General features: G+C 70.9%; 21 protein-coding genes and 1 riboswitch. Of the genes, 12 read left to right on the top strand and 9 right to left on the bottom strand.

Going from position 1 to position 26,962, the window contains the following annotated elements:
• Window positions 1-82: 82 nt before the first annotated feature.
• From ACZ6TB_RS45630 to ACZ6TB_RS45615, 4 genes are all read right to left on the bottom strand, one after another.
• Window positions 83-1,741: a glycoside hydrolase 5 family protein gene (locus tag ACZ6TB_RS45630; RefSeq protein ID WP_465567106.1), complete on the bottom strand. Its 1,659-nt coding sequence runs from the start codon at window positions 1,739-1,741 to the stop codon at window positions 83-85.
• 318 nt (window positions 1,742-2,059) lie between these two features.
• Window positions 2,060-3,571, bottom strand: coding sequence for a precorrin-2 C(20)-methyltransferase (locus ACZ6TB_RS45625; protein WP_465567103.1), 1,512 nt, complete (start codon window positions 3,569-3,571; stop codon window positions 2,060-2,062).
• Window positions 3,572-3,576: 5 nt separating this feature from the next.
• Window positions 3,577-4,194, bottom strand: coding sequence for a precorrin-8X methylmutase (locus ACZ6TB_RS45620; protein WP_465567100.1), 618 nt, complete (start codon window positions 4,192-4,194; stop codon window positions 3,577-3,579).
• Window positions 4,194-5,459: a precorrin-3B synthase gene (locus tag ACZ6TB_RS45615; protein WP_465567097.1), complete on the bottom strand. Its 1,266-nt coding sequence runs from the start codon at window positions 5,457-5,459 to the stop codon at window positions 4,194-4,196. Before ACZ6TB_RS45615 ends, ACZ6TB_RS45620 begins: the two co-directional genes overlap by 1 nt.
• A gap of 128 nt (window positions 5,460-5,587) precedes the next feature.
• Window positions 5,588-5,658, top strand: a riboswitch (cobalamin riboswitch).
• A gap of 46 nt (window positions 5,659-5,704) precedes the next feature.
• Here ACZ6TB_RS45615 and cobN point away from each other — a divergent pair.
• Entirely contained in the window at window positions 5,705-9,334 is a 3,630-nt protein-coding gene (cobN, locus tag ACZ6TB_RS45610) for a cobaltochelatase subunit CobN (RefSeq protein ID WP_465567095.1), read from the top strand.
• Here the strand turns inward: cobN and ACZ6TB_RS45605 are convergent.
• On the bottom strand, window positions 9,298-10,239 hold the full coding sequence (locus ACZ6TB_RS45605; RefSeq protein ID WP_465567092.1) for a LysR family transcriptional regulator: 942 nt from the start codon (window positions 10,237-10,239) through the stop codon (window positions 9,298-9,300). The two genes, cobN and ACZ6TB_RS45605, sit on opposite strands and share 37 nt — an antisense overlap.
• 112 nt (window positions 10,240-10,351) lie before the next feature.
• Here ACZ6TB_RS45605 and ACZ6TB_RS45600 point away from each other — a divergent pair, with 112 nt between their 5' ends.
• Both ACZ6TB_RS45600 and ACZ6TB_RS45595 read left to right on the top strand, forming a co-directional pair.
• Window positions 10,352-11,053, top strand: coding sequence for an SDR family NAD(P)-dependent oxidoreductase (locus ACZ6TB_RS45600; RefSeq protein WP_465567090.1), 702 nt, complete (start codon window positions 10,352-10,354; stop codon window positions 11,051-11,053).
• A gap of 90 nt (window positions 11,054-11,143) precedes the next feature.
• Window positions 11,144-11,488 (top strand): SgcJ/EcaC family oxidoreductase, encoded by a 345-nt coding sequence (locus ACZ6TB_RS45595; RefSeq protein ID WP_465567087.1) that lies wholly within the window; start codon window positions 11,144-11,146, stop codon window positions 11,486-11,488.
• 653 nt (window positions 11,489-12,141) lie between these two features.
• Here ACZ6TB_RS45595 and cobF read toward each other — a convergent pair.
• Window positions 12,142-12,888: a precorrin-6A synthase (deacetylating) gene (gene cobF / locus ACZ6TB_RS45590; protein ID WP_465567085.1), complete on the bottom strand. Its 747-nt coding sequence runs from the start codon at window positions 12,886-12,888 to the stop codon at window positions 12,142-12,144.
• Between the two features lie 48 nt (window positions 12,889-12,936).
• On the opposite strand from cobF, the gene ACZ6TB_RS45585 reads away from it, so the two are divergent.
• Window positions 12,937-13,653, top strand: a complete 717-nt coding sequence (locus tag ACZ6TB_RS45585; protein ID WP_465567082.1) for a tetratricopeptide repeat protein — start codon at window positions 12,937-12,939, stop codon at window positions 13,651-13,653.
• Here ACZ6TB_RS45585 and ACZ6TB_RS45580 read toward each other — a convergent pair.
• Window positions 13,640-14,569, bottom strand: a complete 930-nt coding sequence (locus ACZ6TB_RS45580; RefSeq protein ID WP_465567079.1) for a GNAT family N-acetyltransferase — start codon at window positions 14,567-14,569, stop codon at window positions 13,640-13,642. The two genes, ACZ6TB_RS45585 and ACZ6TB_RS45580, sit on opposite strands and share 14 nt — an antisense overlap.
• A 147-nt stretch (window positions 14,570-14,716) precedes the next feature.
• On the opposite strand from ACZ6TB_RS45580, the gene ACZ6TB_RS45575 reads away from it, so the two are divergent.
• The 8 genes from ACZ6TB_RS45575 to ACZ6TB_RS45540 all read left to right on the top strand — a co-directional run bounded on the left by ACZ6TB_RS45575 (window position 14,717) and on the right by ACZ6TB_RS45540 (window position 24,387).
• Window positions 14,717-16,120: an Hsp70 family protein gene (locus ACZ6TB_RS45575; protein WP_465567077.1), complete on the top strand. Its 1,404-nt coding sequence runs from the start codon at window positions 14,717-14,719 to the stop codon at window positions 16,118-16,120.
• A gap of 20 nt (window positions 16,121-16,140) precedes the next feature.
• Window positions 16,141-17,061 carry a TIGR03619 family F420-dependent LLM class oxidoreductase gene (locus tag ACZ6TB_RS45570; protein WP_465567074.1) on the top strand — a complete coding sequence of 307 codons (921 nt, stop codon included), beginning with the start codon at window positions 16,141-16,143 and terminating at the stop codon, window positions 17,059-17,061.
• A 575-nt stretch (window positions 17,062-17,636) separates the two neighbouring features.
• Window positions 17,637-18,659, top strand: coding sequence for an ABC transporter permease (locus tag ACZ6TB_RS45565; protein WP_465567071.1), 1,023 nt, complete (start codon window positions 17,637-17,639; stop codon window positions 18,657-18,659).
• A 32-nt stretch (window positions 18,660-18,691) separates the two neighbouring features.
• Window positions 18,692-20,434 carry an ABC transporter substrate-binding protein gene (locus ACZ6TB_RS45560; protein WP_465567069.1) on the top strand — a complete coding sequence of 581 codons (1,743 nt, stop codon included), beginning with the start codon at window positions 18,692-18,694 and terminating at the stop codon, window positions 20,432-20,434.
• A gap of 131 nt (window positions 20,435-20,565) precedes the next feature.
• Window positions 20,566-21,543, top strand: coding sequence for an ABC transporter permease (locus tag ACZ6TB_RS45555; RefSeq protein ID WP_465567066.1), 978 nt, complete (start codon window positions 20,566-20,568; stop codon window positions 21,541-21,543).
• 44 nt (window positions 21,544-21,587) lie between these two features.
• Complete coding sequence (locus ACZ6TB_RS45550; RefSeq protein ID WP_465567063.1) at window positions 21,588-22,676, top strand: ABC transporter ATP-binding protein; 1,089 nt, start codon at window positions 21,588-21,590, stop codon at window positions 22,674-22,676.
• Window positions 22,677-22,706: 30 nt separating this feature from the next.
• Complete coding sequence (locus ACZ6TB_RS45545) at window positions 22,707-23,765, top strand: ABC transporter ATP-binding protein (RefSeq protein ID WP_465567060.1); 1,059 nt, start codon at window positions 22,707-22,709, stop codon at window positions 23,763-23,765.
• A gap of 64 nt (window positions 23,766-23,829) precedes the next feature.
• Complete coding sequence (locus tag ACZ6TB_RS45540; protein ID WP_465567056.1) at window positions 23,830-24,387, top strand: carbohydrate-binding protein; 558 nt, start codon at window positions 23,830-23,832, stop codon at window positions 24,385-24,387.
• Here the strand turns inward: ACZ6TB_RS45540 and ACZ6TB_RS45535 are convergent.
• The gene (locus tag ACZ6TB_RS45535) at window positions 24,362-24,742 is read right to left on the bottom strand and encodes an Hsp20/alpha crystallin family protein (protein WP_465567053.1); all 381 of its coding nucleotides are present in this window, start codon (window positions 24,740-24,742) and stop codon (window positions 24,362-24,364) included. The genes ACZ6TB_RS45540 and ACZ6TB_RS45535 overlap by 26 nt on opposite strands.
• Before the next feature lie 143 nt (window positions 24,743-24,885).
• Complete coding sequence (locus ACZ6TB_RS45530) at window positions 24,886-26,826, bottom strand: S53 family peptidase (protein WP_465567051.1); 1,941 nt, start codon at window positions 26,824-26,826, stop codon at window positions 24,886-24,888.
• Window positions 26,827-26,962: the final 136 nt, after the last annotated feature.

Below are 26,962 nucleotides of genomic sequence, written 5' to 3'. Positions count from 1 at the left end.
CCAGACGGGGCCAGACGGGGCCAAACAGGGCCAGGCGGGGCCAGACGGGCAAGACGGGACGACGGGACGACCCCGAAGCCGCTCAGGAAGCGCTAACCGCCACGTCGTCGAACCACACCGTGCCGGCGTTGTCGCCTGACTTCAGGTGGATCTGCATGCTGGCCGAACCAGCGGGAGCGACCCCGTCCACCGCCAGCTTGGTCCAACCGGTCGTGCCGGTCGGCAGGGACGCCGACGACGTGCCGCCCAGCCACTTGTCGTTGATGTCGAACCAGCTCACCGCGATCTGGGACTGGCCGGTGGCGGCGTTGCCCCGGGCCCACACCTCGGCGTGCCACCTCTGGCCGGACTGGACCGGGGCGATGGGGGCCACGCGGAACGACGGGGAGCCGGCGGTGGTCTTGCCGGTGGCGGTGAGGCTGACCGACCACTTGCCGGAGTGGGCCGCGCTCGTGGTCTTGACGGCCATGCCCAGCTCCGGCATGAAGGCACGCCACGGGCTGAGGCCGGCCGCGTTCTCGAAGTTGAAGTCGGTCAGCGTCGACGGCATCGCGGTGCCCGTCCAGGCGGCCTTGACCACGGCCGCGGCGGCCTTGGCGGCGCCGTTCGTGCGGTACAGGCCGTAGTTGTACTGCGCCTGCAGCTTGGCGACCTGCGAGTCGGGGATGGCGCCGGCCGCGAAGTCGGTCAGCGTCCACGGGGCCACCGACTGCACGCCGGCGACCGCGGCCGCCTGGAAGACCCGGGCCAGGAACGCGGCCTGCTCGCCCTCGGTGTTCTGCAGGGTGTTGAGGCCGGCCTCGCCGATCACGATCGGGGTCGGGGCGACCGTCGCCTGAGCCCGCTTGATCATCGCGAGCGCCCGCTCGGAGTTGCCGTAGAAGTGGAAGTCGTAGTAGTCGATCGGGCTCGCCGTCATGGCTTCCTTGATCTTGGCCATGCCGGTGGCGCCGGCCGTGCCGTCCACCGAGAACGTCAGCGGCATGGTCGGGAAGTCGGCCTTGACCAGCGGGACGATCTTCTTGGCCCAGATCATGGTGTCGGCGTCGTCGACGTTGAGCTCGTTCTGAAGCTCCACCGAGATCACGCGCGGGTCGGCGGCGTACGGCCGGAGGATGCGGTTCGCCCAGTTGTGGCTGTTGGCGACCTCGGAGTAGGCGTCCCACCAGTCGAAGAGCGTGAGCTTGACGCTCAGCCCGTGCGCGTCGGCCAGCTTGACGAACGTCGCGAGCTCGTCGGTGTACTTGGTCTGCGGCTGGGGGTACCCGAACGTGGTCGGGAAGATGATCGCCCGCACGCTGGTGGCGCCCAGCGCGTCGGCCTTGGCCAGGTCCGCGTCGATCTGCGTGGCGTTGAAGTTCGTCCACATCTTCGACCAGCCCGCAACCGACGGGTAGTAGTTCATCTGCTTGGCCGTCTTCACCGCGGCGAGACGGGAGGCCAGCGTCGGGACCGTGGCGGCCGTGAGCGCGACCGTCTTCGCCACCGGCTTCTTGGCGGCCGGCTTCTTCGCGGCCGGCTTCTTGGCGGCCGGCTTCTTCGCGGACTTGGCACGCGACGCGGCGTGCGAAGCGCGCGAAGCGGCGTGCGAAGCGCGCGAAGCGGCGTGCGAAGCGCGCGAGACGGCGTGCGACGCGTGCGAAGCGGCGTGCGACTGAGCGACGGCGGGGGAGGCCGGCACGGTCAGACCGAACAGCAGGGCGGAGGCGAGGACGGCGGCGCGGCGGCGGGAAAGCTTCACGGGGGGATCGGTCCTTCGTCAAGTATCTTTTCGGGTGCGGCGTGGCCCTTCCTTTCGGCGGGTTGCATCTGGGGTGTCACGGTTCTTTGATTGCATCGGCGGTGTCTCTCGGTGGCACGACGGTTGCCGGCGTTTCCCGCTTTGGCGGCAAGCAATGCTTTATGCCGTCTGAGCTGCGGTTATACAATTGTTAACGCCGTTTGCTGGGCCATCCCTAAAGTTGCCGCCAGGGAGTGGGCACACGAGAACGGTCCGAATCGCGAGGGCGATCCGGGCCGGTCGGCGGCGCGCTTTCGGTGAGTGGGTTGCGAGCTGGTTTCAGCCGTACGGGTAATGCCGTGGCGTGAAGACGCTGGTGACACCGTCGGCCGCCGTCACCACTCTGGTCTGGGTCGAACCGATGAGCAGCAGGCAGCGCATGTCGACCGTCGCCGGGTCGAGATCGGCGAGCGTCGTGACGCGTACCGACTCGGTGGGCCCGCCCACGTCCCGCCCGATCACCACCGCCGTCGACCGGTCGCGGTGCTCGAGCAGCAGCTCACGGGCCCGGACCAGCTGTTCGGTGCGGGACTTCGAGGCCGGGTTGTAGATCGCGATCACCAGGTCGGCGGCCGCCGCGGCGGCGAGCCGGCCCTCGATCACCGACCAGGGCTTGAGCCGGTCGGAGAGGGACAGCACGCAGAAGTCGTGGCCGAGCGGCGCGCCGACCCGGGCCGCGACCACCTGCGCCGCGGTCAGGCCGGGGACGATCCGCACCGGGACGTCCTTCCACTGCGGGTCCTCGGCCACCTCGAGCACGGCCGCGGCCATCGCGAAGACACCCGGGTCGCCGGCCGAGATCACCGCGACCCGGCGACCGCCCTTGGCCAGGTCGAGGGCGAAGGCGGCGCGTTCGGCCTCGACCCGGTTGTCGGACGGGTGGCGGCGCTGCCCCGGGCGGGCGGCGACCCGATCGAGGTAGGGGCCGTAGCCGACCAGGTCCTCGGCGGCGGCGATCGCGGCCCGGGCCTCCGGGGTCAGCCAGCGCGGGTCGCCGGGCCCGAGGCCGATCACGGTGACCTCGCCCCGGGCGCCCGAAGGCGGACGACCGAACGCGGCCGCCGCGGGGCTGGGCAACAGGGCGAGCGAGAAGTACGGGACGGTGTCCGCGTCGACCTCGGCGAGCGGGACCGTCCGCTCGCCGTCGGTGGTGGCGCGCTCGACGTACCAGGCGTCGCCGAGGCGTCCGGACCGTTCGAGGGCCTCCCGGACGGCCGGGAACGTGCGCCCGAGCTTCATGATCGCGGCCGACTCGGTGCCGGTGAGGTGGGCGGTGAGCTCGGCCGCGGGCAGCGTGCCGGGCAGGATCGTCAGCACCTCGTCGCGTTCCATGAGCGGCCGTCCGACGGCGGCCGACGCGGCGCTGACCGAGGTGACCCCCGGGACGACCGTCGTCTCGTACCGGCCGGAAAGCCTTTTGTGCATGTGCATGTAGCTGCCGTAGAAGAACGGATCACCCTCGGCGAGTACGACCACATCGCGTCCGGCGTCGAGATGGCTCGCGAGCCGGGCCGCCGACTCCGCGTAGAAATCGTCGATCGCGCCCTGATATCCGCCCGGATGGTCGGTGCCCTCGGTGGTGACCGGGTAGATGAGCGGTTCCTCGATCTGCTCCGGCCGCAGGTAGGCCTCGGCGATGGCCCGCGCGTTGCTCCGGCCGTGCCGGGCCGCGTGATAGGCCACCACGTCGGCCGCCCCGATGAGCCGTGCCGCCTTCACGGTGATCAGCTCCGGGTCGCCCGGCCCGACGCCCACACCCGCAAGTTTCCCTGGCCCAGCTTTTCCTGCCACAGTCTTTACTCCGCTTCCGAGGCCAGCGCGTTGACCGCGGCCGCCGTGATCGCGCTGCCGCCGCGCCGTCCCCGCACGACCAGGTACTCCAGGTCGGAGGCCGCGAGCGCCTCCTTGGACTCGGCCGCCCCGATGAACCCCACCGGGATCCCCAGTACCGCCGCCGGCCGGGGCGCCCCCGCGCCGATCATCTCGAGCAGCCGGAAGAGCGCGGTGGGCGCGTTCCCGATGGCCACGACCGCGCCGCCGAGCCGGTCGCCCCACAGCTCGAGCGCCGCCGCGCTGCGCGTGGTGCCGAGTCGTTGGGCCAGTTCCGGCACGCGCGGATCGCGCAGCGTGCAGATCACGTCGTTGCCGGCCGGGAGCCGCTTGCGCGTGACGCCGGAGGCCACCATCTCGGCGTCGCAGAGCACAGGCGCCCCGTCGAGAAGCGCCTTCCGGCCGGCGACGGCGACGTTGGGGCTGAACCCGATGTCCCCGGTCAAGTCGACCATCCCGCACGCATGGATCATCCGGACCGCGACCCGGGCCACATCGCCGGGCATGCCGGCGAAGTCCGCCTCGGCGCGAATGGTGGCGAACGATCGCCGGTAGATTTCCGCGCCGTCGCGCTCGTACTCCATCAGACCCTCCTCGCGGCCGAGATGCTCCCGGCCAGGTCGTCGGTGGCCATGCCGTTGACGGTGTAGCCGCCGGCGGTCGCCTCCACGCGCACGTGCTCGCCGGTGGGGGAGCCGCAGCCACGGGCGCAGCCGAGCCAGTGGACGGGCCGGCCCTCGACGTAGCGAGTGGCCCCCAGCGCGTCGGCGCGGACGTCGGCCAGGGACTTCGCGCACCCGGGCCGCCCGGCGCAGGCGGTCACCCCGGACCAGCGGGAATCGGACTTGGTCGGCAGCCCGGCGGTGGGCAGCGCGGTAAGCCAGCTCGCGGCGTCGGCGGGCGACAAGTCCGGAATTATCACCCCGCGCGAGGGGGTGAGGACCAGGCCGCCGGCCGTGGCGAGTAGCGAGATCTGGGCTTCGGTGAGTCGCCCGAGCGGGACGATGGCGCCCACCGCATGGCGGCCGTCCGGCTGGGGGACAAGGCCGATCAGCGTGGATGGCTCCGGGGCCGATCCACCCGCCCCGGGCCTCGCCCCCATAAACGAAATTTCGCGATTTGTCGGGCAAGAAGGATGCGGCACCGCGGGGTCTGGGGCGGTGGGGGAGCGCACGGGCAGGGGGAGAGCCGCGGTCACGCGGGCGGCCACCCGGCGCGGGCCGTCGGGGAGCTCGGCCAGGCGCCATGCCTTTGCGGCCGTGGCGGCGCGCTCATCGAGGAACGCGTGGGCGCTCGCGAGCAGAACGGCGATCACCTGGGCCTCGGGGACTCGCACGCCTTCGTCGTGGCCGGCGAAGACGATCGCGTAACCGTCGGCGGTGGGGAGGGCGGCCACGTCGGCGGCCAGCGGGACCTCGCCGATGGCGAACAGGAAACGGCCGGGCAGGGCGGCCAGGTCCGGGTCGGCGCAGAGGGCGCGGTCCAGGGCGCGGACCAGCTCGCGGATCGGGGGAGCGGCCAGAGGTGGGGCGGCTATGTTGCGTACGACCTCGTGGGTCTCGGACGGCAGCAAGCCGGCGGCGGACAAGCGGGCCGCCAGCATCGTCGGGTTTGCGCTCGTCAATGCCCGCAGCTGGACGTTCGCGCGGGAGGTCAGCTCCAGGCCGCCGTCGCCGTGCTCCGCCGCGATCGCGCCCAGCTCGGCCAGCTGGTCGCCGGTGAGCATGCCGCCGGGGAGGCGGACGCGCGCCAGGGGACCGTCGGCCGCGGCATGCAGCCGCAGCGCGCCGGGGCACGCGTCGGTCTCGGAGGCCCGAGGTGGGCGAGGTGGGCGGGGTGGGCGGGGCACGGCCCGGATACTACGGAGGCGCACCCGCCCGGACGCAGCCTCGGGTCGGGATCGTCACACCGGTGACACCCGCTTGACGGCGAGCGTCGCGGGCCGGAAGGGTGAGGGCCACGAGCGGCGACGCCGCGGAGGAAGCCGGTGTGAGTCCGGCGCGGTCCCGCCACTGTCACCGGGTTTCGAGCCCGGGAGCCAGGAACTCCGGTCGCCGCGATTCCGGCTACCCGGGGCGCGGACCCCGGTGGGGAGTGCGCGTGTTCCTGCTGCTGTCGACCTCCGACACCGATCTGCTCAGCGCCCGCGGCGGCGGGGGGTCGGCCTGGCGGCCGGCCAACCCGGCTCGCACCGGCCTCGACGATCTGCCGGGGCTGCTCGACGGGGTCGAGCTGGTCGTCGTGCGGATTCTCGGCGGGCGACGGGCCTGGGAAGAGGGCATCGACACGCTGCTCGCGGGCTCCGTGCCGGTGGTCGTGCTCGGCGGTGAGCAGGCGCCGGACGCCGACCTCATGAAGCTCTCCACCGTGCCGGCCGGGGTGGCGGCCGAGGCGCATCAGTACCTGGCGTTCGGCGGGGCGGACAACCTGGCGGCGCTGCACGACTTCCTCTCCGACACCGTGCTGCTCACCGGCAACGGGTTCGCGGCGCCGGTGGCCTCGCCCGACTGGGGGCCGCTGCCGCGCGTGGCGGCCGCGAACGACGGGCCGGTCGTCGGGGTCCTCTACTACCGGGCCCACCACATGGCCGGGAACACGGCGTTCGTCGAGGCGCTGTGCCGGCAGATCGAGGCGAAGGGCGCGCGCCCCCTGCCGATCTTCACGGCTTCCCTGCGTACGGCCGCCTCGGATCTCCTTGCCGAATTGCGCAAGGCCGACGCCCTCGTCGTCACCGTCCTCGCCGCCGGAGGCACCAAACCGGCGACCGTGGGAGCGGGCGGCGACGACGAGGCGTGGGATGTCGGCGTGCTCGCCGACCTCGACGTGCCGATCCTCCAGGCGATGTGCCTGACCAGCGGCCGCGCCGCGTGGGAGGCGAGCGACGAGGGCCTCACCCCGCTCGACGCGGCGACCCAGGTGGCGATCCCCGAGTTCGACGGGCGGATCATCACGGTGCCGTTCTCGTTCAAGGAGCTCGACGAGGACGGCCTGTCGGTCTACGTCGCCGACGACGAGCGGGCCGCGCGGGTGGCCGGCATCGCGGTCGCGCACGCCCGGCTGCGGCACATCCCGCCCGCTGACCGGCGCATCGTGCTCATGCTCTCGGCCTACCCGACCAAGCACTCCCGGATCGGCAACGCGGTCGGCCTGGACACCCCGGCCTCGACGGTCGCGCTGCTGGCCGCCCTTCGCGAGGCCGGCTACCAGATCGGCTCGTTCGGGGACTACGACGGGGACGGGCTGATCCACGCGCTCATCGCGGCCGGCGGGCAGGACCCCGACTGGCTGAGCGAGGAACAGCTGTCGGGCAATCCGGTGCGCATTCCCGGTTCCGTGTACGAGGAGTGGTTCGCCACGCTTCCGCAAGACCTCCGGGACAGCGTCACCCGGCACTGGGGTCCGCCCCCGGGCGAGCTCTACGTCGACGACGGCGACATCGTGCTGGCCGCCCTGCGCGACGAGAACGTCGTGGTCATGGTGCAGCCGCCGCGCGGGTTCGGGGCCAACCCGGTCGCCATCTACCACGACCCGGACCTGCCGCCGTCGCATCACTACCTGGCCGCGTACCGCTGGGTGGCCGACTCGTTCGGCGCGCACGCCGTGGTGCACGTCGGCAAGCACGGCAACCTCGAGTGGCTGCCCGGCAAGAACGTGGGCATGTCCGCCTCGGACGGCACCGACGCCGCGCTCGGCGACCTGCCGCTGATCTACCCGTTCCTGGTGAACGACCCGGGCGAGGGGACGCAGGCCAAGCGCCGCGCGCACGCCACGCTGGTCGACCACCTCATTCCCCCGATGGCCCGGGCGGAGTCGTACGGCGACATCGCCCGTCTCGAGCAGCTGCTGGACGAGCACGCCATGATCGCCACCCTCGACCCGGCCAAGCTGCCGGCGATCCGCGCGCAGATCTGGACCCTCATCCAGGCCGCCCGGATGGACCACGACCTCGGCCTGAACCTGCGCCCGGCCGACGAGGAGTTCGACGAGTTCATCCTGCACGTCGACGGTTGGCTGTGCGAGGTGAAGGACGCGCAGATCCGGGACGGGCTGCACGTGCTGGGCGCGGCGCCGGAGGGCGAGGCGCGGGTCAACCTCGTGCTCGCGATGCTCCGGGCGCGGCAGATGTGGGCCGGCAAGGTGGCCGCGCTGCCCGGGCTGCGGGAGGCGCTGGGGCTGGCCGAGGACGCGTCGACCGCCGAGACGGACCGGGTCGAGGGACGGGCCCGGGCACTGGTCGCCGCGATGGAGGAAGCGGGCTGGCCGGTCGAGTTCGCTGTGGACGGTGACCGGATTTTGTCGTACCCCGGTGCTCTACTCGACGCCCACCCAGAACAGGGTGGGGGAGGCGGCGGCTCCGCCGCGCTCCCCGAAGATCAAAAAGACGACGACGTCGCGCGGGTGCTTCGATTTGCGGCGACGGAGATCGTGCCTCGGCTGGCGCGGACGACCGACGAGCTCACCAACGTGCTGCACGCGCTCGACGGCGGCTACGTCCCCGCCGGCCCGAGCGGCTCCCCCCTCCGCGGCCTCATCAACGTGCTCCCCACCGGCCGCAACTTCTACTCGGTCGACCCCAAGGCGATCCCCAGCTCGCTGGCCTGGGAGACGGGCCAGGCGATGGCCGACTCGCTGCTGGCCCGCTACCGCGCCGACCACGGCGACTGGCCGCGCTCGGTCGGCCTCTCGGCCTGGGGCACCAGCGCGATGCGGACGGCCGGCGACGACATCGCCGAGATCCTCGCGCTGATCGGCGTGCGCCCGGTCTGGGACGCCGCCTCGCGCCGGGTCACGAGCCTCGAGCCGATCCCGGCCGGCGAGCTCGGCCGGCCCCGCATCGACGTGACGGTCCGCATCTCGGGCTTCTTCCGGGACGCGTTCCCGCACGTCGTGGCCCTGCTCGACGACGCCTTCCGGATGGTCGCCGAGCTGGACGAGCCCGACAACTATGTGCGCGAGCACGCACTGCGCGACCGGGAACAGCACGGCGACTGGCGGCGCGCCACCATGCGGATCTTCGGTTCGCGGCCGGGGGCGTACGGTGCCGGGATCCTGCCGTTGATCGACAGCCGGAACTGGCGCGACGACGCCGACCTCGCCGAGGTGTACGCCGTGTGGGGCGGCTTCGCCTACGGCCGCGGCCTCGACGGCGTGCCCGCCCGGCCGGACATGGAGAACGCGTACCGCCGGATCGACGTCGCCGCCAAGAACATCGACACCCGCGAGCACGACATCGCCGACTCGGACGACTACTTCCAGTACCACGGCGGCATGATCGCCACGGTCCGGGCGCTGACCGGGCGAGCGCCCGCGGCGTACGTCGGCGACTCCACCAACCCGGACCACGCACGGACCCGCAGCCTGACCGAGGAGACCGCGCGGATCTTCCGCGCCCGCGTGGTGAACCCGCGCTGGATCGCGGCCATGCGCCGGCACGGCTACAAGGGCGCGTTCGAGCTGGCCGCCACCGTCGACTACCTGTTCGGGTACGACGCGACGGCCGGCGTGGTGACCGACTGGATGTACGAGCAGCTGGCCACCACGTACGCCCTCGATCCGGAGAACCAGAAGTTCTTCCAGCAGTCGAACCCGTGGGCGCTGCACGGCATCGCCGAGCGCCTGCTCGAGGCGGCCGACCGCAAACTGTGGGAGTCGCCCGAGCCGGCCACGCTGACCGCGCTCCAGGAGCTCTACCTGGCCACCGAGGGCGACCTCGAAGAGGGGTGATGCGGGTCGCCGGCCGGCACCCAGACGCCCGGCTCGTCGAGGCACAGCCGGCCGACCGACCGAGTCAGCGCCTCGATCAGAGCTCTTATGGCCGGGCGCTGCTCGTCCCGGCGGCTGACCAGCGACCACGTCCAGTACGGCTTCGGCGCCTCGATCGGCCGGGCGACCAGATCGCCGGGCACGGGCGTGGTCTGGCTCTTCGGGTTGTTGACGACCGGGAGGCGCAGCCGGCGGACGTGGTCGAAGAACGCCGGCCCGGTCACGCCGCCCTCCGGCACCCGCACCGCCCGGGCGCCCGTCTCCTCGGCCATCGCCATCGCCCAGACGTTCCACGACGACCAGCTGGTCTCGTCGGCGTCGATCAGCACCACGGTGTCGCGGGCCCGCACCGGGGCGTCGGTCGTGCCGGTGCTCACGGCGAAGAGCCGGTCGACCCCGAGCAGCCGCGCGTCGAGCTTGCCCTCGGCCAGCGTGTCCTCCGGCGCCCAGCAGATCGCCAGGTCGAGACCGCCGTCGACGACCCGGGCGGCCTGCGCGTGCGACGGCAGGACCCAGGCGTCGACCAGCAGCTGGGCGACGCCGGCCGCGCGATCCTCGAGGTCGGGCGGGCGCCAGTTGACGTAGCCGAGGCGGACCGGGTCGCTTTTTTCGAGCCCTTGCGCCGTACGCCGTAATTCGTCGGCCTGGCGCAGCAGCTCCCGCGCCCCCGGCAGCAGCGCCGCGCCGGCCGCGGTGAGCGCGACCGTGCGCCGGTCCCGGTCGAAGAGCCGCGTGTGCAGATCGCGTTCCAGCGCCTTGATCTGCTGGGACAGCGAGGGCCCGGCGATCCGCAGCCGTTCGGCGGCCCGGGCGAAGCTCAGCTCCTCGGCGACCGCCACGAAGTAACGCAGCTGGCGTAGCTCCATCCGCCCAGCGTACGGCCCTGGTAGGCGCGGCCTCTCAGCCGGGAGAAAGATGGACGTGTCAATCACATCGCGGCGACAGATCCTCTCCTTAGATCTAGTCGAGGAGACCGAAATGTCGAAAGTTGTCGTCGTCACCGGAGCTTCGCAGGGCATCGGCGCCGCCACCGTCGCCGCGTACCGCAAGCGGGGCTGGAACGTGGTGGCCACGTCCCGCACCATCAAGCCGTCCGACGATCCCGGCGTCCTGACCGTGGCCGGCGACCTCGCCGACCCGGCCGTGGCCGCCCGCGTGATCGGCGCCGGCCAGGCCGAGTTCGGCCGCATCGACACGCTGGTGAACAACGCCGGCGTCTTCATCGCCAAGCCGTTCACCGAGTACACCGGCGACGACTTCGACGCGATGACCGGCGTCAACCTGCGCGGCTTCGTCGCCATCACCCAGCCGGCCGTGGCCGCGATGCTGTCGCAGGGCGGCGGCCACGTCGTCACGATCAGCACGAGCCTGGTCGACCACGCCAACGTCAACCTGCCGTCCGTGCTCGCGTCCCTCACCAAGGGCGGCCTCAACGCCGCGACGAAATCCCTGGCCATCGAGTACGCGACCCGCGGCGTCCGCTTCAACGTGGTGTCACCGGGCATCATCCGCACCCCGATGCACCCGGCGTCGACGCACGAGTTCATGGCCGCCCAGCACCCCGTGAACCGGATCGGCGACGTCACCGACATCACCGACGCGATCCTCTACCTGGAGAACGCGCCGTTCGTCACGGGGGAGATCCTGCACGTGGACGGCGGCCAGAGCGCCGGCCACTGACCCCGCCCACCGACCCCGCCCACCGTCACCCCTCGGGTCGGCCCGAGCCCTCCGCGCGGCGCCGGCCCATTCCTCCAGGAGAGTGTCGCCATGACCGACGAAGCCATCTTGCGCCCGGTCCTGAACGCCTGGCAGCAGGCGATAGCCGAGCACCGCCCCGACGACGTGGCCGCCCTGTTCGCCCCCGACGCCGTCTTCAAGGGCTTGCGCCCCTATTCGGTGGGCCGCCCCGGGGTAGCCGCCTATTACGACTCCCAGCCCGCGGGCATGACCGTCGACTACCGCATCCTCGAGTCCCGCCGCTTGGCCCCCGACGTGGTCCTGGGCTGGCTGGAGGCCGATTTCCACTTCACCGACCGCCCCGCAATCGAGCTGAACCTGACCGTGGTGGTGGCCGCCGGCCGGATCGCCCACTACCAGGTGAGTCCTCGCTAGCCCTTTGCTCTGCTTACCAATACGCGCATCGTCCCCGCCGCCTCCCGACCTCGCCGCCCCAGCCCTTCGCCGGCCGGGAGTGGACGAGTTCCGGGAGTGCGGCGCCGCGCGTAAGACGTCCCCGGCCATCAAGATCCGCGGCCGGCGGACTGCGAACCGACAGCGATGAAGAATTTGTGTCTCCCAGGCGCACAATCTCTCCAAGATCGGGCTGGGCCGGGCCGTCTGGCTGTTGTGTGCGCCTCGTGCTGCCGACCGTGCCGGGTCAGGCGTCATCCTGGCGGGCGTGCCCGGCGGCCGTCCGGGTCCCCGGCCAGGCGCTGAGGAGGCAACCGGGCCGGCGGGCGCGCCCGGTCGCTCGCTTTAGGTCCGCCGCCCCGCGAGTCCGCCGCTCGTGAGCCGGCGCCCGCAAGGGCTGTCGTCGAGCCGAGGCCGCTGTTGTCGAGCCGAGGCCGCTGTTGTCGAGCCGAGGCCGTTGCCCCGCCAAAACCGCCGCCCGGCAAAGCCCGCCCTCCCCAAGGGGGTAGCCCCCGCTGGTCATTGTGGTTGAGGAAGCGACTCCCGTGCGCACCCGAGCCCCAAACCCTGTGCACAACCCGCCGTTGTGGAAAACCTCCACCGACCAACCCAACCTGCTAAGCGGCCGGCACCCCTCACCCACGCCGCAACAGGTAGGTGTCCATGATCCAGCCGTGAAGTGAGCGGGCCTCCTCCCGTACCCGCAAAATCTCCTCGCCGACCTCGGACACCCGGCCCGACCGCAAGATCTCGTCCGGCGTGCCGATGTACGCCCCCCAGTAGATGTAGGCGTCCGGATACGCCGCGAACGCCTGCCGGGCGTCCAGCATCACCACCACGTCCGCGACCCCGTCCGGCCACCCTTCCGCCAGCCGCCGTCCGGTGGTCACCGAGAACGGCTGCCCCACCTGGTTGAGCCCGGTCCGGTGCCGCGCCGCCAGCGCCGACACGCTGCTGATGCCCGGGACCACCTGGTACTCGAAGAGGGTCTGCCCGCGGCCCAGGATCTCGTCGAGGATCGCGATCGTCGAGTCGTACAGCGACGGGTCGCCCCACACCAGGAACGATCCGGTCTCGTCGTCCAGGAGGTGCTCGGCGATCAGCGCCTCGACGACGGCGGAGCGGCGGCTGCGCCAGTCGGCGACCGTGCCCTCGTAGTCGGCGGGCGTGCGGTCCCGGGCCGGGTCGGCTCCGGAGACCACGCGGCGGCTGGGGCGGCCGTACGCCTTCATGAGCCGGCGCCGCAGCTCGATCATGCTGTCCTTCTCCTCGCCCTTGTCGAGGAGGAAGAAGACGTCGGTTCGCCCGATCGCCTTCGCCGCTTGCAGGGTGAGGTGGTCCGGGTCGCCCGCGCCGATCCCGATCACGTAGATCTTCCGCACGATCAGGAGGTTAGCCGGGACCGGGGGATGTTCAGTAACGTCGATGTCATGGGGAGCGAGCCGACCGCCGGAGCCCTTCTCGCCGCCGGCAGTGAGGCCCTGGTCGAGGCCGCCTTCCGCACCGGCGACTTCCGGGTCGCCCGCGAGCTGCTGGAGGCCGCCCGGCAGCGGGCCCGGCAGACCCGCGACCGCATCGACGAGGCGTCGGCGCTGACTCGGCTCGGCATGCTGCTGCACTTCGAGGCGCTCGGCGGCGATCTCGGGCACGCCGACCGGGCGGCCGAGGAGCGCCTGTTCGCCGAGGCGCTGGTCATCCAGCGGGCCGCGGACGATCCGGCGGGCGCGGCCGAGTCGCTGTTCGGGCTGGGGCTGGTCCATCAGGTGCTGCGGGCCGACTGGGCGTCGGCGATGCCGTTCTACCGGGAGGCGCTGACGCTGGCCGAGCGCTACGCCGACGAGATGGTCCGCTCCGAGGTGCACCGGCACATCGGCTTCTTCCACGTCTATGCCGCCGGCGAGCCCGAGCCGGGGCTGCGTCACCTGCGCATGTCGCAAGTTCTCCGGGAGAGGTACGGCGATCCGCGCCGGGTCGCGACCGGGACCCTGGCGCTCGGGGAGGCCGAGCTCGCCGCCGGCAATCGGGGCGAGGCGCTGCGGCTGCTCGCCGAGGCCGTGCACCAGGCGCGGACGGCGGGGCTGACGGCGGAGCGGATCGGGTGGGCGGAACGGGCCCTGCGCGCCGCCGAAGGGGTCACAAGTCCTTGACCATCTGCTGCGAGACCAGCGGCATCGCCAGGGCCGCCGCGAAGCCGAGCGCCTCGGGACGGCCGGGGACGTTCAGCCCGACCCGGGGCACGCCGTGCCGGGCGAGCTCGGCCTCGGCGGCGGCGACCATCCGCCGGCCCAGGCCGTGGCGGCGCAGCTCGGGAGCGACCTCGAGATAGACGATCAGGCCGATGGTGGGCCGCTCGGCGTTGGGCATGGTGATCCAGAGCCAGCCGACCTGCCGGCCGTCGTCGTGGGCGGTGAACAGCAGCACGCCGGGACTGGTCACGCCGTCGGGGGCGATCCGGCCGGCCGCGCGGCGGGCCTGGTCGGTGGTGGCGGCCGGGTCGCGGACCAGGGCGAAGGGGTCGCGGGCGACCAGGGCGGCGATGTGCTCGTCGTAGTCCGCCGGGGTCATCGGCGCCAGCGTGAGCCGATCGGCGCCCGGGTCGAGCGGCCGGGACCGCACCTGGGAGAGAACCCGGTAGCCGAGCCGCTCGTAGAGGTGCTGGGCGACCTCGTTGTGGCCGAACACGTGCAGGCCGACCCGGCGAACGCCGCGGGCGGCCAGATCGGCCTCGCCGGCCTCGATGATCTGCCGGCCGAGGCCGCGGCCGCGCTGGTCCTCGGCGACCTCGATCTCGGAGATCCAGGCCATGTCGGTGTAGACGGTGCCGGGCAGCGAGATCCAGAGGAAGCCCACTTCCCGGTCGCCGTCCATCGCCTTGCGCAGCAACTGCCCCTGCGTGCGTACGCCCTCCGGCAGCCCGACGTGCAGCTGCTCGGCCGACTGCTTCCGGGCGTCGTCCCGCGGGACACCGAAGTTCAGGGCGATGTCGTGCGCGTAGTCCTCGGCCATCCGGTCACGCCGGGCCTCGTACTCGGCCTGGGTCAGGTCGATCAGCTCAAGCCCCATGAGCATGAACTCTTTCACGTCCGGCCATCGGCGGCGACTCGGCTGTCCAGCGTTCGTCGGATGTCCGACGGATCGACGACGGTCAGTTCTGTCGGCTAGCCGACCGGTGTAACTTCACCGGCATAAGCCTGGTCAAAGGGGGCGGCCTTGACCGAGCACGCGTCTGCTTACCATCCGGTCGTCGGCATCGATCTCGGTACGACCTCCTGCACGATGTCGGTCTGGAACGGCGCCGAGGTGGTGGTGATCCCCGGGCCGATCCCGTCGGTGGTGACGCAGAACGCGGCGGGCCAGATCGTGGTCGGCCGGGAGCCCGACGGCGACGGCCAGCCGGTGATCGCCGGCTTCAAGCGCGGCCTCAGCGAGGGCGACCGCGAGCGCCTGCGGCTGCGCGGCCGGCAGTACCGGCCGCCCGAGATCTGCGCCTTCCTGCTGATCGAGCTGAAGCGGCAGGCCGAGGCGTTCCTCGGCGGCCCGGTGCACGACGCGGTGATCACGGTCTCCGGGTCGGCCGGCGAGCCCGAGCGGCGCGCGATCCGGGAGGCGGCCGGGCTGGCCCAGCTCAACGTGCGCCGGCTGGTCGACGGCGCGGTGGCGGCCGCGGTGGCGCTGGGCGCCGACGACCGGGAACGGACCTACGCGATCTACGACCTCGGCGGCGGCGCGTTCGACTCGGCCATCGTGCGGGTCGGGCCGGAGGGCATGGCGGTGCTCGGCGCGGCGGGCGACCCCCGGCTCGGCGGCGACGACTTCGACGAGCACATCGTGGGGTACGCGTTGCGGCAGATCCGCGAGCGGCACCACGTCGACCTCAGCCGCGACGAGCACGTCCGCATCCGCATCCGGCGTGAGGCCGAGCGGGGCAAGCGGGAGCTGTCCACGGCCGAGACCACGGTGCTCGACCTGCCGCTGCTCACGGCCACGGTCAGCGCGAGCGTGCCGCTGTCCCGGCGGGCGTTCGAGGCGATGATCGAGCCGGACGTGACGAAGTCGCTCGGCCACCTGACCGCGGCGCTGGCCGCCGCCGAGGCCGAGCACGGCATCGGCCGGGACGGGGTCGACGAGGTCGTGCTGGCCGGCGGCTCGACCCGGATCCCGTCGATCCGGGCCCGGCTGGCCGGCTACTTCGGCGTCGGCCCCGGCGGCATCCGGGCCGACCTCGACCCCGGCGAGCTGAACGCGCGGGGCGCCGGCCTGATCGCCCGCGAGTTCGAGCCGGCGCTGACCTTCGAGGGCCTGCGTCCCGGGCTGCTCGGGGCGAACCTGCGGCTGCGCGCCGAGATGGCCGACCCGAGCCCGGCGGCGCCCGACCCGGCCGCGGCCGGGCCCGCCGACCTGCTGCCCGGGGTGCCGGCCGAGACGCCGGCCGACTTCCGCCGGGTCGCCGACGCCAGCCACGAGTTGCTGGCCGCGACCCTGGACGGGGCCCGCCCGGGGCTGCGCTCGGCGTACCTGAGCTTCGTCGCCGCCATCCAGGCCGCCGCGCCCGACGGCCGCCTGGCCGAGCTCGGCCGCACGCTGTCGGAGGAGTACGTCCGGACCGGGGCCTGATGTCCGGTTACGGTTGTCTCATGCTGATCAGCTGTGGCCTGCCGGTTTCCGGGGCCTGGGCGACGCCGGAGTCGCTCGCCCGCTTCGCCGTCCGGGCCGAGGAGCTCGGCTACCACGGCCTCTGGTCGTTCCAGCGGCTGCTGGTCGGCGACGGGCAGGAGATGGCGCCGGTCTACCGGAGCGTGCTCGACCCGATGGTCGCGCTGAGCTATGCGGCGGCCCGCACGGAACGTGTCCGGCTGGGCGTCGCGGTGATCAATTTGCCGTACGTCTCACCCGCCTACCTGGCCAAGCAGGCGGCCACCCTCGACGTGCTCTCCGGCGGCCGGCACGACCTCGGCCTCGGCACCGGGTGGTCGGAGCCGGAGTTCGTCGCCACCGGCTCGCGCCCGGAGCCGCGCGGCCGCCGGATCGAGGAGTACCTGGCCGTTCTGCGCACGCTCTGGAACGACGAGATCGCCTCGTTCGACGGCGAGCTGTACACGGTGCCGCCGAGCACGATGGCGCCGCGCCCGATCCGGCCCGGCGGACCGCCGGTGCTGCTGGGTGGCACGGCCGACGCGGCGCTGCGTCGGGCCGGCCGGATCGCCGACGGCTGGGTGAGCAGCAGCCGGGCCGACCTGGCCGACATCCAGCGCGGCGTCCAGCTGGTCCGCCGGGCGGCCGAGGAGCACGGGCGCGACCCCGACCAGGTGCGGATCGTCGTGCGCGGCGTGGTGCGGGCCGGGCGGCGGGACGACGCCATGCCGCTCTCCGGGGACTGGGCGCAGATCCGCGGCGGCGCCCAGGCGTACGAGGAGGCCGGCGTGACCGAGCTGTTCTACGACCTGAACTGGGACCCGCTCATCGGCGGCCCGGACGCCGCCCCGGAGGCCGCGGGGGAGCGGGCCGAGGAGATCATCTCGGCTCTGGCGCCCACCGGCTTCGGCACGTACGGATGACGCCCGTCGAACTCCCGGAATGGCGGGGAATGGCGGTCGATTCGTAATCAGAATGGCGCGCGGGAGCCGTTCCGACGGCTCCGGTGAGTGACGGAGATCAACACAGAACCGTATCTCGTCGAGCCGAGTGACCGTTGATCCGGCCCCCGATGGACCGATCGGCCGTAGATCTTCCGGGTTGGAGCGCTCTCCGCCGGAGGATCCGACGGTCGAGGTCACCCAAGATCGACATCCCGGCGAAACCCCGACGAAACAGCGGCCCGCGAACCCGAGAACGTGACTTCAATGACTTTGCGCAACAGTACGATTGCCCTTTGGGTTGTGATTTCGGACATATGGCACAGTCCTGATCGTCAAGATGGGTGTTTTCCGCCCTCAAGGTCTAGTTCGTGCACTGCTGGGGGGCCACCGGATGTGACGCCGACAACCGGCGGCTTTCAGCGGGCCGTTATTCATTCGATGCGTCAACTCATTTCCTACGGCCAGTTTCCGGACTACCTTCCCAACCGCAGCATCCGAATACCTCTCGCGCACGGCGCATGTGAGGGTGTGTCGTTCGATGGAGGTGATTGAGCGTGGAACCGCTGATCGAAGAGGCGGCCCATGACCGTGAGGGCATCTCGTTCGGCACTATGACCGCGCCCACCGGCGACGGTAAGAAGGTCGAGACGCGGCGCAAGTCGCCGACCCAGATCGCCCTGGCCCGCCTGCGGAAAGACCGTCTCGCGATGGTCTGCCTGGGCGTCTTCCTGTTCTTCCTGGCGATCGCGATCTTCGCGCCGCTGCTGGCCAAGATCGAGGGCCAGGACCCGACCACGCTGCACCAGGACCTGCTCGACCAATACGGCCTGCCGACGATCGCGTCCTCGCCGGACCACTGGTTCGGCATCGAGCCCCGGCTCGGCCGCGACCTGTTCGCGCGCTTCGTCTACGGCGCCCGGCCGTCACTGATCGTAGCGATCTCGGTCACCTTGATCACCGGCGTCGTCGGCGTCGTGATGGGCCTGCTCGCCGGCTTCATCGGCGGCTGGGTCGACCGGATCATCTCCTGGATCATCGACTTCGTCCTGTCGCTGCCCTACCTGCTGTTCGCGATCGCGGTGCCGGCGGTGCTCCTGACGATCTTCGTCGGCGACGCCACCACGGCGGGCACGTCCGACGTGACGAAGGCGCGGTTCGCCTCGCTGATCCTGGTGCTCTCGTTCTTCGGCTGGGCCAGCCTGGCCCGGCTCATCCGCGGCGAGGTCTTCTCGCTGCGCGAGCGTGAGTTCATCGCCGCCGCCAAGGTGCTGGGCGTGCCGACCCGCAAGGTCTTGTTCAAGGAGTTGCTGCCGAACCTGGTGGCGCCGATCATCATCTCCACCTCGCTGGCTCTGCCGTCCTACATCGTCGCCGAGGCGGGTCTGACCTTCCTCGGCGTGGGTCTGGTCGAGCCGACCCCGTCGTGGGGGCTCACGATCGCCTACGCGACGACCTACTACCGGGCCGACCCGCTCTACCTGTGGCTGCCCGTTCTGGCGATCAGCATCCTGGTGCTGGCGCTGAGCCTCCTCGGTGACTCCATCCGAGACGCTTTCGATCCCCGCACCCGACGGTGACCCCGTCGACGCCCTGTAAAGAAAGAGGAGAAATGGCAAGGCGCTTCAAGGTGGCCGTGGCGGCAACTGCCGCCGTGGCCCTTGGGCTTGCGGGCTGTGGCAGCCCGTCGTCCAAGAATGATTCGGGCAAGGCCGACACCGGCGCGATCAAGGCTCAGCAGGCAGCGACAGACCCGAACGCCAAGGGTCCGGCTCCCGAGGCCGCCGGCGTGCACAAGGGCGGCACGATCAACATCTACGCCCAGTCGACCCCGTCGACGCTCGACCCCACGGACACGTACTACACCGACTCGAACGAGATCGAGAAGCTGACGTTCCGCACCCCGACGCAGTACGCGGTCCGTAACGGCCAGCCCGTGCTCGTCCCCGACCTGACCGACCTCGGTACGGTCTCGGCGGATAAGCTGACCTGGACGTTCAAGCTGACCGGTCAGTACAAGTACGAGGACGGCACGGACGTCAAGGTCGAGGACATGGCGTACGCGATCAAGCGTTCGTTCGCCCACGACGTCTTCCCGAACGGCCCGGCCTACCAGCTGAGCTACTTCAAGGACGGCGACAAGTACAAGGGCCCCTACAAGGACGGCGACACCTACGCCGGCGTGGAGACCCAGGGCACCGACACCCTGATCATCCACCTCGCGAAGCCGTTCGCGGACCTTCCGTTCTACATGACCTTCCCGATGTTCACGCCGATCCCGAAGGCGAAGGACACGAAGCAGGACTACAAGAACCACCCGCTGTCCACCGGTCCGTACATGTTCGACCAGTTCGTGGCCGGCACCTCGCTCACCCTGAAGAAGAACCCGAACTGGGACGCCAACACCGACCCGGTGCGGCACCAGTACGCGGACGCGTGGAGCTTCAAGTGGGGCGGCGAGATCGTCTCCACCCAGCAGAAGGTCCTCAACTCCTCGGGTGACGACGCCAACGCGATCCAGTACGAGGAGATCGACGCCTCGCTGATCCCGCAGCTGACCGGCGACAAGGCCAACCAGCTGATCAAGGGTGAGAGCCCCTGCCTCTACGTGCTGAACATCGACACCCGCAAGATCCCGGACATCAACGTCCGGAAGGCGATCGCCAAGGCGATGCCGTGGAACGCGATCTCGAAGGCGAACGGCAACAACGACTACACCGCCGAGTCCGCCAGCACGTTCCTCCCGCCGGGTGTCCCGGGCTACACCAAGTACACGCCGTACCCGGACCTGACCGGCACCGGCGACGGTGACGCGGCCGGCGCCAAGAAGCTGCTCACCGACGCCAACAAGCTCGGCTTCGAGGTCAGCTGGTACTACGACAACACCAAGCCGCTGCCGCAGCAGATCTCGAACATCCGCGCCGACGCCCTCACCAAGGCCGGCTTCAAGGTCAAGGCGATCGGTGTGGCCACGGCCGACCTGCGCGCCAAGATCTCGGACTACAGCGCCCCGGTGAACCTGGCGCAGGGCCCGCGCGGTTGGTGCTCCGACTGGCCGACCGGCTCGTCGTGGCTGCCGGTGCTCTTCGAGACCCGCTCGATCAGCGACGGCATCAGCTGGGGCTTCCTGCAGGATGCGGCCCTGGACAAGAAGATCGAGGACGTTGCCCAGCTGCCGACCGACCAGGCGACCAGCAAGTGGGCACCGCTCGACCAGGAGATCATGGGTCAGTACGTCGCGCTGCCTTGGTACTACACCAAGATGGCCGTCCTCCAGGGCACCAATGTCGGTGGTTCCGTCGGCGACGCGACCATGGGCATGCCGTTCTTCCCGGAGCTCTACCTGAAGAGCTGACCTAGGTCAGTTCTTCCCGGTGGCCCGGCCGCTCCGGCGGCCGGGCCACCGGTCCACCGGCTTCGCCCGGCTCCCGCACCCATCGCATCGATCTCTTAATTAACGATCTTCTATCTCCAGAGGTGCTCGTCGTGCTGCTGTACATCCTGCGACGCGTGATCAGCGCGATCTCGGTCGTGATAGTCACAGTGGTGGCCAGCTTCATGCTGTTCTTCCTCGCGCCGACCGACCCCGCCGGCGTCATCTGCGGCCCGCGGTGCACTCCCGAGCGGCTCGACAACATCACCAAGAGCCTCGACCTCGACCAGCCACCGGTCCAGCAGATCGCGCTCTACTTCAAGGGCATCGTCGTCGGCCGTGAGTACACCACCGGCGGCGTGACGCGCCACTGCGACGCCCCCTGCCTCGGCTACTCCTACGTCCTCGGCATCCCCGTCACCGACCTGCTGGCCAAGGCCGTCCCGGTGACCCTGTCGATCGTCATCGGCGGCGCGACCATCTACCTGCTCTTCGGCGTCCTGATCGGCACGACCGCGGCCCGGCTCCGAGGGACGACCCTCGACCGTGTGTCGGTCGGCAGCTCACTGGTGCTGGGCTCGGTCCCGTACTTCGTGGTCGCCCTGATCATCGCGCTCTACGCCACATTCCTGCCGAAATCGCAGTACGTGCCGTTCTTCGAAAATCCGCCGCAATGGGCCGCCGGCCTGCTCGCGGCCTGGATCTGTCTGGGCCTGACGAACTCGGCCTCGTACACCCGGTACTCCCGCGCCTCCATGATCGAGGCACTGGGCCAGGACTTCACCCGCACCGCCCGCTCGAAGGGCATCTCGGAACGCCGGGTGATCTACCGGCACGGCCTGCGCGCCGCCATGACCCCGGTCATCACGATCTTCGGCGTCGACGTCGCGTTCCAGCTGGTCAACACGATCTTCACCGAACGCATCTTCCAGCTGCCGGGCCTCGGCCTGCGCCTGCTCAACGCGTTCAACCAATACGACCTGCCGGTGCTCATGGGCGGTGTCGTCGTGGGCGCCACGGTGCTGGTGACAATGAACCTCGTGGTGGACATTCTGTACACGGTCCTCGACCCCCGGGTCCGGCTCGGATGAGCGACGCCGACCCGAAAACCCCATCTGTCCCGCAAGGCGGCAACATGACCGACTCACCCGTCCGGGCCCCGCAGACCGTCGAGCGCACCGCTCGTGTGCGCGCCGAGAACGAAGAGGCCTACCTCGAGGTCAGCGACCTCCACGTGCAGTTCCCCACGGCGGACGGCAAGGTCAACGCGGTTCAGGGCCTGAGCTACGCGCTGCCGCTGCGGCGCACGCTGGCCATCGTCGGCGAGTCCGGCTCCGGCAAGAGCGTCTCGAGCATGGCGATCATGGGTCTGCACGACCGGAAGTCGACCTGGATCTCCGGGTCGATCAAGGTCGGCGGCAAAGAGGTCGTCGGCATGTCGGAGAAGGAGCTGATGAGCTTCCGCGGCGCCGACGCCGCGATGATCTTCCAGGACCCGCAGTCGTCGCTGCACCCGTTCTTCACGATCGGCGACCAGATCACCGAGTCGTACCGCGCGCACAACAACGTGTCGAAGCGGGCCGCCAAGGCGCGCGCCGTCGACATGCTCGGCCGGGTCGGCATCCCGAACCCGAAGCGCCGCGTCGACCAGTACCCGCACGAGTTCTCGGGCGGCATGCGGCAGCGCGCGATGATCGCGATGGCCCTGGTCAACGACCCGAAGCTGCTGATCGCGGACGAGCCGACCACGGCCCTCGACGTGACCGTGCAGGCGCAGATCCTCGACCTCATCGCCGACCTCCAGCGCGACTTCGGCTCGGCCGTCGTCTTCATCACCCACGACCTCGGGGTGGTGGCCGAGATCGCCGACGACATCCTGGTGATGTACGCCGGCAACGCGGTCGAGCACGGACCGGTCGACAAGATCCTCGGGGCGCCGCTGCACCCGTACAGCTGGGGTCTGCTCGAAAGCATTCCCGCCGTCTCGGGCACGCCCGGTCCGCTCCACCCGATCCCGGGTTCCCCGCCGAGCCTGCTGGCCGTGCCCAGCGGTTGCGCCTTCCACCCCCGGTGCGAGTTCCGGGACCGGGTGGGCGGCGACCTGTGCCGGACGCTCAAGCCCGAACTGATCTCGCGGACCGCGGACCTCGGACGCACCTCCCGGTGCCACCTGAAGGAACCCGACAAGGTGTTCGAGACCGAAGTCCTGCCCCGGCTGCCGTAAGAGGCTGTTGTTCCCAGAGAGATGGCGACGATGACCGCTGCTACCACCACCGCCAAGTCCGGCGTCCGCTCGGTGGAGGGTTCCCCTCTGCTCGAGCTCGAAGACGTCAAGATGCACTTCCGGACGAAGGGCGACGGCCTTCTGGCCCGCGGCACCAAGTGGGTGCAGGCCGTGGACGGGGTCAGCTTGACCGTGCAGCCCGGCGAGACGCTGGGCCTGGTCGGCGAGTCCGGCTGTGGCAAGTCCACGACGGCCCGCCTGATCACCCGGCTGCTCGAGCCGACCGCCGGCCAGATCCGCTACCAGGGCGTCGACATCGCGCACATGTCCGAGCGACAGCTGCGCCCGTACCGCCGCGAGATCCAGCTGATCTTCCAGGACCCGTACTCGTCGCTGAACCCGCGGCACACGGTCGGCACGATCGTCGGCACCGCGCTGCGCACGCACGGGATGGTGCCCAAGAGCGGCGAGCTCAAGCGGGTGCAGGAGCTGCTCGAGGTCGTCGGCCTCAACCCCGAGCACTACAACCGCTACCCGCACGAGTTCTCCGGCGGTCAGCGGCAGCGCATCGGCATCGCCCGCGCGCTCGCCGCCCGGCCGAAGATCATCGTGGCCGACGAGCCGGTCTCGGCCCTCGACGTGTCGATCCAGGCCCAGGTCATGAACCTGCTGGAGAACCTGCGCTCGGAGCTCGGCATCGCGTTCGTGTTCATCGCCCACGACCTCGGCGTGGTGCGGCACTTCTGCGACCGGGTCGCGGTCATGTACCTCGGCCGGGTGGTCGAGGAGGCGCCACGGGACACGCTCTACGAGAAGCCGCAGCACCCGTACACCCAGGCCCTGCTCTCCGCCGTGCCGGACATCGCCGTGGTCCGCGGCGTGCCGCCGAAGCAGCGCATCCGCCTGGTCGGCGACGTGCCCAGCCCGGTCGACCCGCCGTCCGGCTGCCGCTTCCGCACCCGCTGCTGGAAGGCGCAGGACATCTGCAGCACCAACGACCCGGCGCTCGAGGAGAAGGCTCCGCACCAGGAGGTGGCCTGCCACTTCGCCGAGCCGCCGGTGGAGTCGATCGTGGCGGAGATCGTCTGATTTGGTCGCTCCGCCCCCGGCCCCGTCCGTCTATCGCACTCGCGCCTACCGCACCCGGCAGCGGGTGCTCATCGGCCTTGCCGCGGTGGGCCTGCTGCTGCTCGGTTACCTGATCGGGCGGTGGCAGGACACCCCGGCACCGGCCGCGGCCACCCGGCCCGCGGCGTCGGTGGCCGCCGCGCCACCGGCTTCGCCCTCGGTGGCGCCGACCACCCCGCCGCCGTCACCGACGGTCTATCCGACGCTGCAGGCCGAGGCGGCCGCCGCGCTCAACGGGATCCAGTCCCAGGACACCGAGGACGAGGGCGGCGGCAAGAACGTCGGCTGGATCGCCACCGGCGACTCGCTGCGCTTCGACAACATCGACTTCGGGCCGGTGCCGGCGACCAAGGTCGACGTGCGGGTGGCTTCCGACGCCGACCAGGGGCGGATGGACGTACGCCTGGACGCGCCCGACGGCACACCGGTCGGCACGATGCGGGTCACCCGCACCGGCGGCTGGCAGACCTGGCGTACCGACGAGGTGACGCTCACGCCGGTGACCGGCACGCACACGGTCTACCTGACGTTCGCCGGCGACGGCGAGTTCCTCAACATCAACTGGCTGCAGTTCGGGCACTGAGCGCCTTCTCCCGCACGGGAATGCGCACGGTCAGCACGCCGCTCTCGTAGCGGGCGTCGAGGCGGTCGGTGTCCAGCGCGTCGTCGGTGTCGAGCGCCTCGGCCAGGAAGATCTGGCGCTCGCCCTCGCAACGCTCGCCCTCGACGCGCCGGCGCTCGCAGCGGACGGTCAGGGACTCGTCGTCGGCGGAGATGTCGATGCCGGCCGGGTCGACGCCGGGCAGGTCGATGTCGATGTGGAAGGTGTCGTCGATCCGGTACGCGTCGAAGCGTGCACCGGAGGTCCGGTTCGCGGAGTCGAACACGCGGGCCGTGAGCCGGTCGAGGTCGCGCACGGTGGCGCTACCGAGCAACATGGGTGGTTCCTCCAGCTACAGCTTTCGCAGGTTGAGCATGGGTGGCTCAACCTTCGTCTCCAACGGAGATTCTCGCTGTGGAATTCCCCGGACATGACCGTGGGGCGGGCCATCGTGGCCCGCCCCACAGTTACCTCCGCGTGCTACTTGAAGAAGTTCGGACCGGGGACGCCGACGCCGGTCTCGGCGTCGTAGCCCCGCGTGCTGTGGATCGTCGTCGACTGAACGTCGACCCACTGCAGCTGGTACGTGCGGCCGTCGGAGGCGTCCACCGTGTTCGCGAAGTTGGCGCGAACCTGGTTGACCGGCTTCTTCGGCGCGACGATGTCGGTGATCTTCTTCGTGTTCATCGCCCGGTAGTACGCCGGGTTGGCGAACCCGACCGGGTGGTGCTGCTTCTGGCTCTGCACGGCCTGCATGCCGGCCAGCAGCGGGGACGCCAGGCTCGTGCCGCCGATGCGGTACTCGTCGTAGTACGTCCCGTCCGGGAACTCCTGGGTCTGGCCGACCCGGAAGCCGGTGTTCGGGTCGCCCGGCATCGAGATGTCCGGCACGGCGCGCATCCGCGTCGAGCCGAAGTACTTCGAGATCGAGTCGGGCACGACGCCGCGCTGGTAGAACGGCTGCCCGAACAGGATGCTCGTGCCGCCGCCGCCGCCGGACGAGTAGACCGGCGCGCCCCACGACTTGCCGTCGGCCGAGAGCGCCGAGTACGCGGTCTGCCAGCCGTGCTCCCACACCCGGTTGCCGTGCTTGTCGATGCCGACGCTGGTGCCGCCGACCCCGGTCACGTACGGCAGGTCGGCCGGGAAGTCGACCGTCTTGAGCTCGGGGTGGGTGTTGCCCTGGGTCTCGTCGCCGGCGTCGCCGCTGGAGAAGTCGACCGTGATGCCGGTCAGCGCCGCTTCCAGCGAGAACTGCTGGTAGAAGTCGATGTACTCCTGGCCCAGGTCGGCCACCTTGTCGGTGCCGGTGCCCCACGAGTTCGTGACGATGTCCGCCACGTGGTTGTCGATCGTGGTCGCCCACGCCTCGTCCAGGCCGGTCGAGCAGTCCGCCCCGGCCACGTAGACGATGTTCGCCCCCGGGGCCATCGAGTGCACGGCCTCGATGTCCAGCGTCTCCTCGCCGTACCAGCCGGCGCCACCGCACTCGTCGATCAGGCCGTAGCCGTCGGCGGGCGGGGTGATCTGGGTGAACTGGTGCCGCCCGAAGGCGGGCAGGCCGTGCTTGCGGTTGTACGTCCGGGTGTCCGGCACGATGGTCGGCGAGGCGAACGCGTCGGTCACCGCCACGGTCACCCCACGGCCGTTGATGCCGTGCTTGATCAGGTCGCTGACCCCGTACGCCTGCTGGTACTGCTTGGGCTCGTATCCGCGTACGACGTAGGGCTGCTTCTTGCCGTTCGCGGCCGGCTGGGCCGTCGCGATCTTCTCGCCGTAGTACGCCGAGGACGGCGTCCCGGGGCGGAAGCCCACGTCCGGGCCCGGCAGCGTGTCGGCCGGGGTCTTGAGCGCCTGACCCTGGTCGAGACCGAGCACGCCGGAGACGACGCCCAGCACGGAGGCCGGGGTGTTCTCCGGGAGAGACAGCGCCGTGCTGTTCGCGTGCACCGTCTTGCCCTGGTACGAGTAGTTCTTCAGCGTGGTGCCGAAGACCTTGTTGATCTGCGCCGTGCTGCCGGACGCCTCGACGTACATGCCGCCGAGCGTGCTCCGCAGCCCGAAGCCCTGGCCCTGGAGCCAGGAGCGGACCGCGTCGACGTCGGCCGTCGCCGGGGCGAACCGGGACTTGAACTGGCTCGAGGTGAGCCACTTGCCATAGGACGCGCCGGCCGGGTCGGAGATCGAGGCCAGGGTCGCCTCGGCCGACGCGCCGTCGCGCAGGTTGAGCAGCACGCCGAACTGGATCTGGTCGGCGGCGGCCGGTGCGCCGCCGGTGGCCCGCGCCCGGGTCAGCCATCGTGGTTGACTGCCGGAGAGGACGTGCCGTCCGGGACGGGCCGCGGCGGTGGCCGGGCCGGCCCCGAGGACCGAGGCAGCGGCGGTGCCGAGTGCGACAGCCAGCGCCAGCCGCGACCTCATGGTCGTACTTCTGATCACTTCGCCTCCACGTTGAGTGGCCAGTGAATTTAGTGGATGGACCTCCCCACATAACGCCGCATGAATACTCTTGGTCAATATCTGGAGTGCAAAAACTTAGATCCATTGTTGTTGTCTT

Source organism: Actinoplanes sp. NPDC051537, assembly GCF_055586105.1.
The sequence above is the reverse complement of the archived record's forward strand: the minus strand, read 5'-3'. Positions and strand labels throughout refer to the sequence as shown.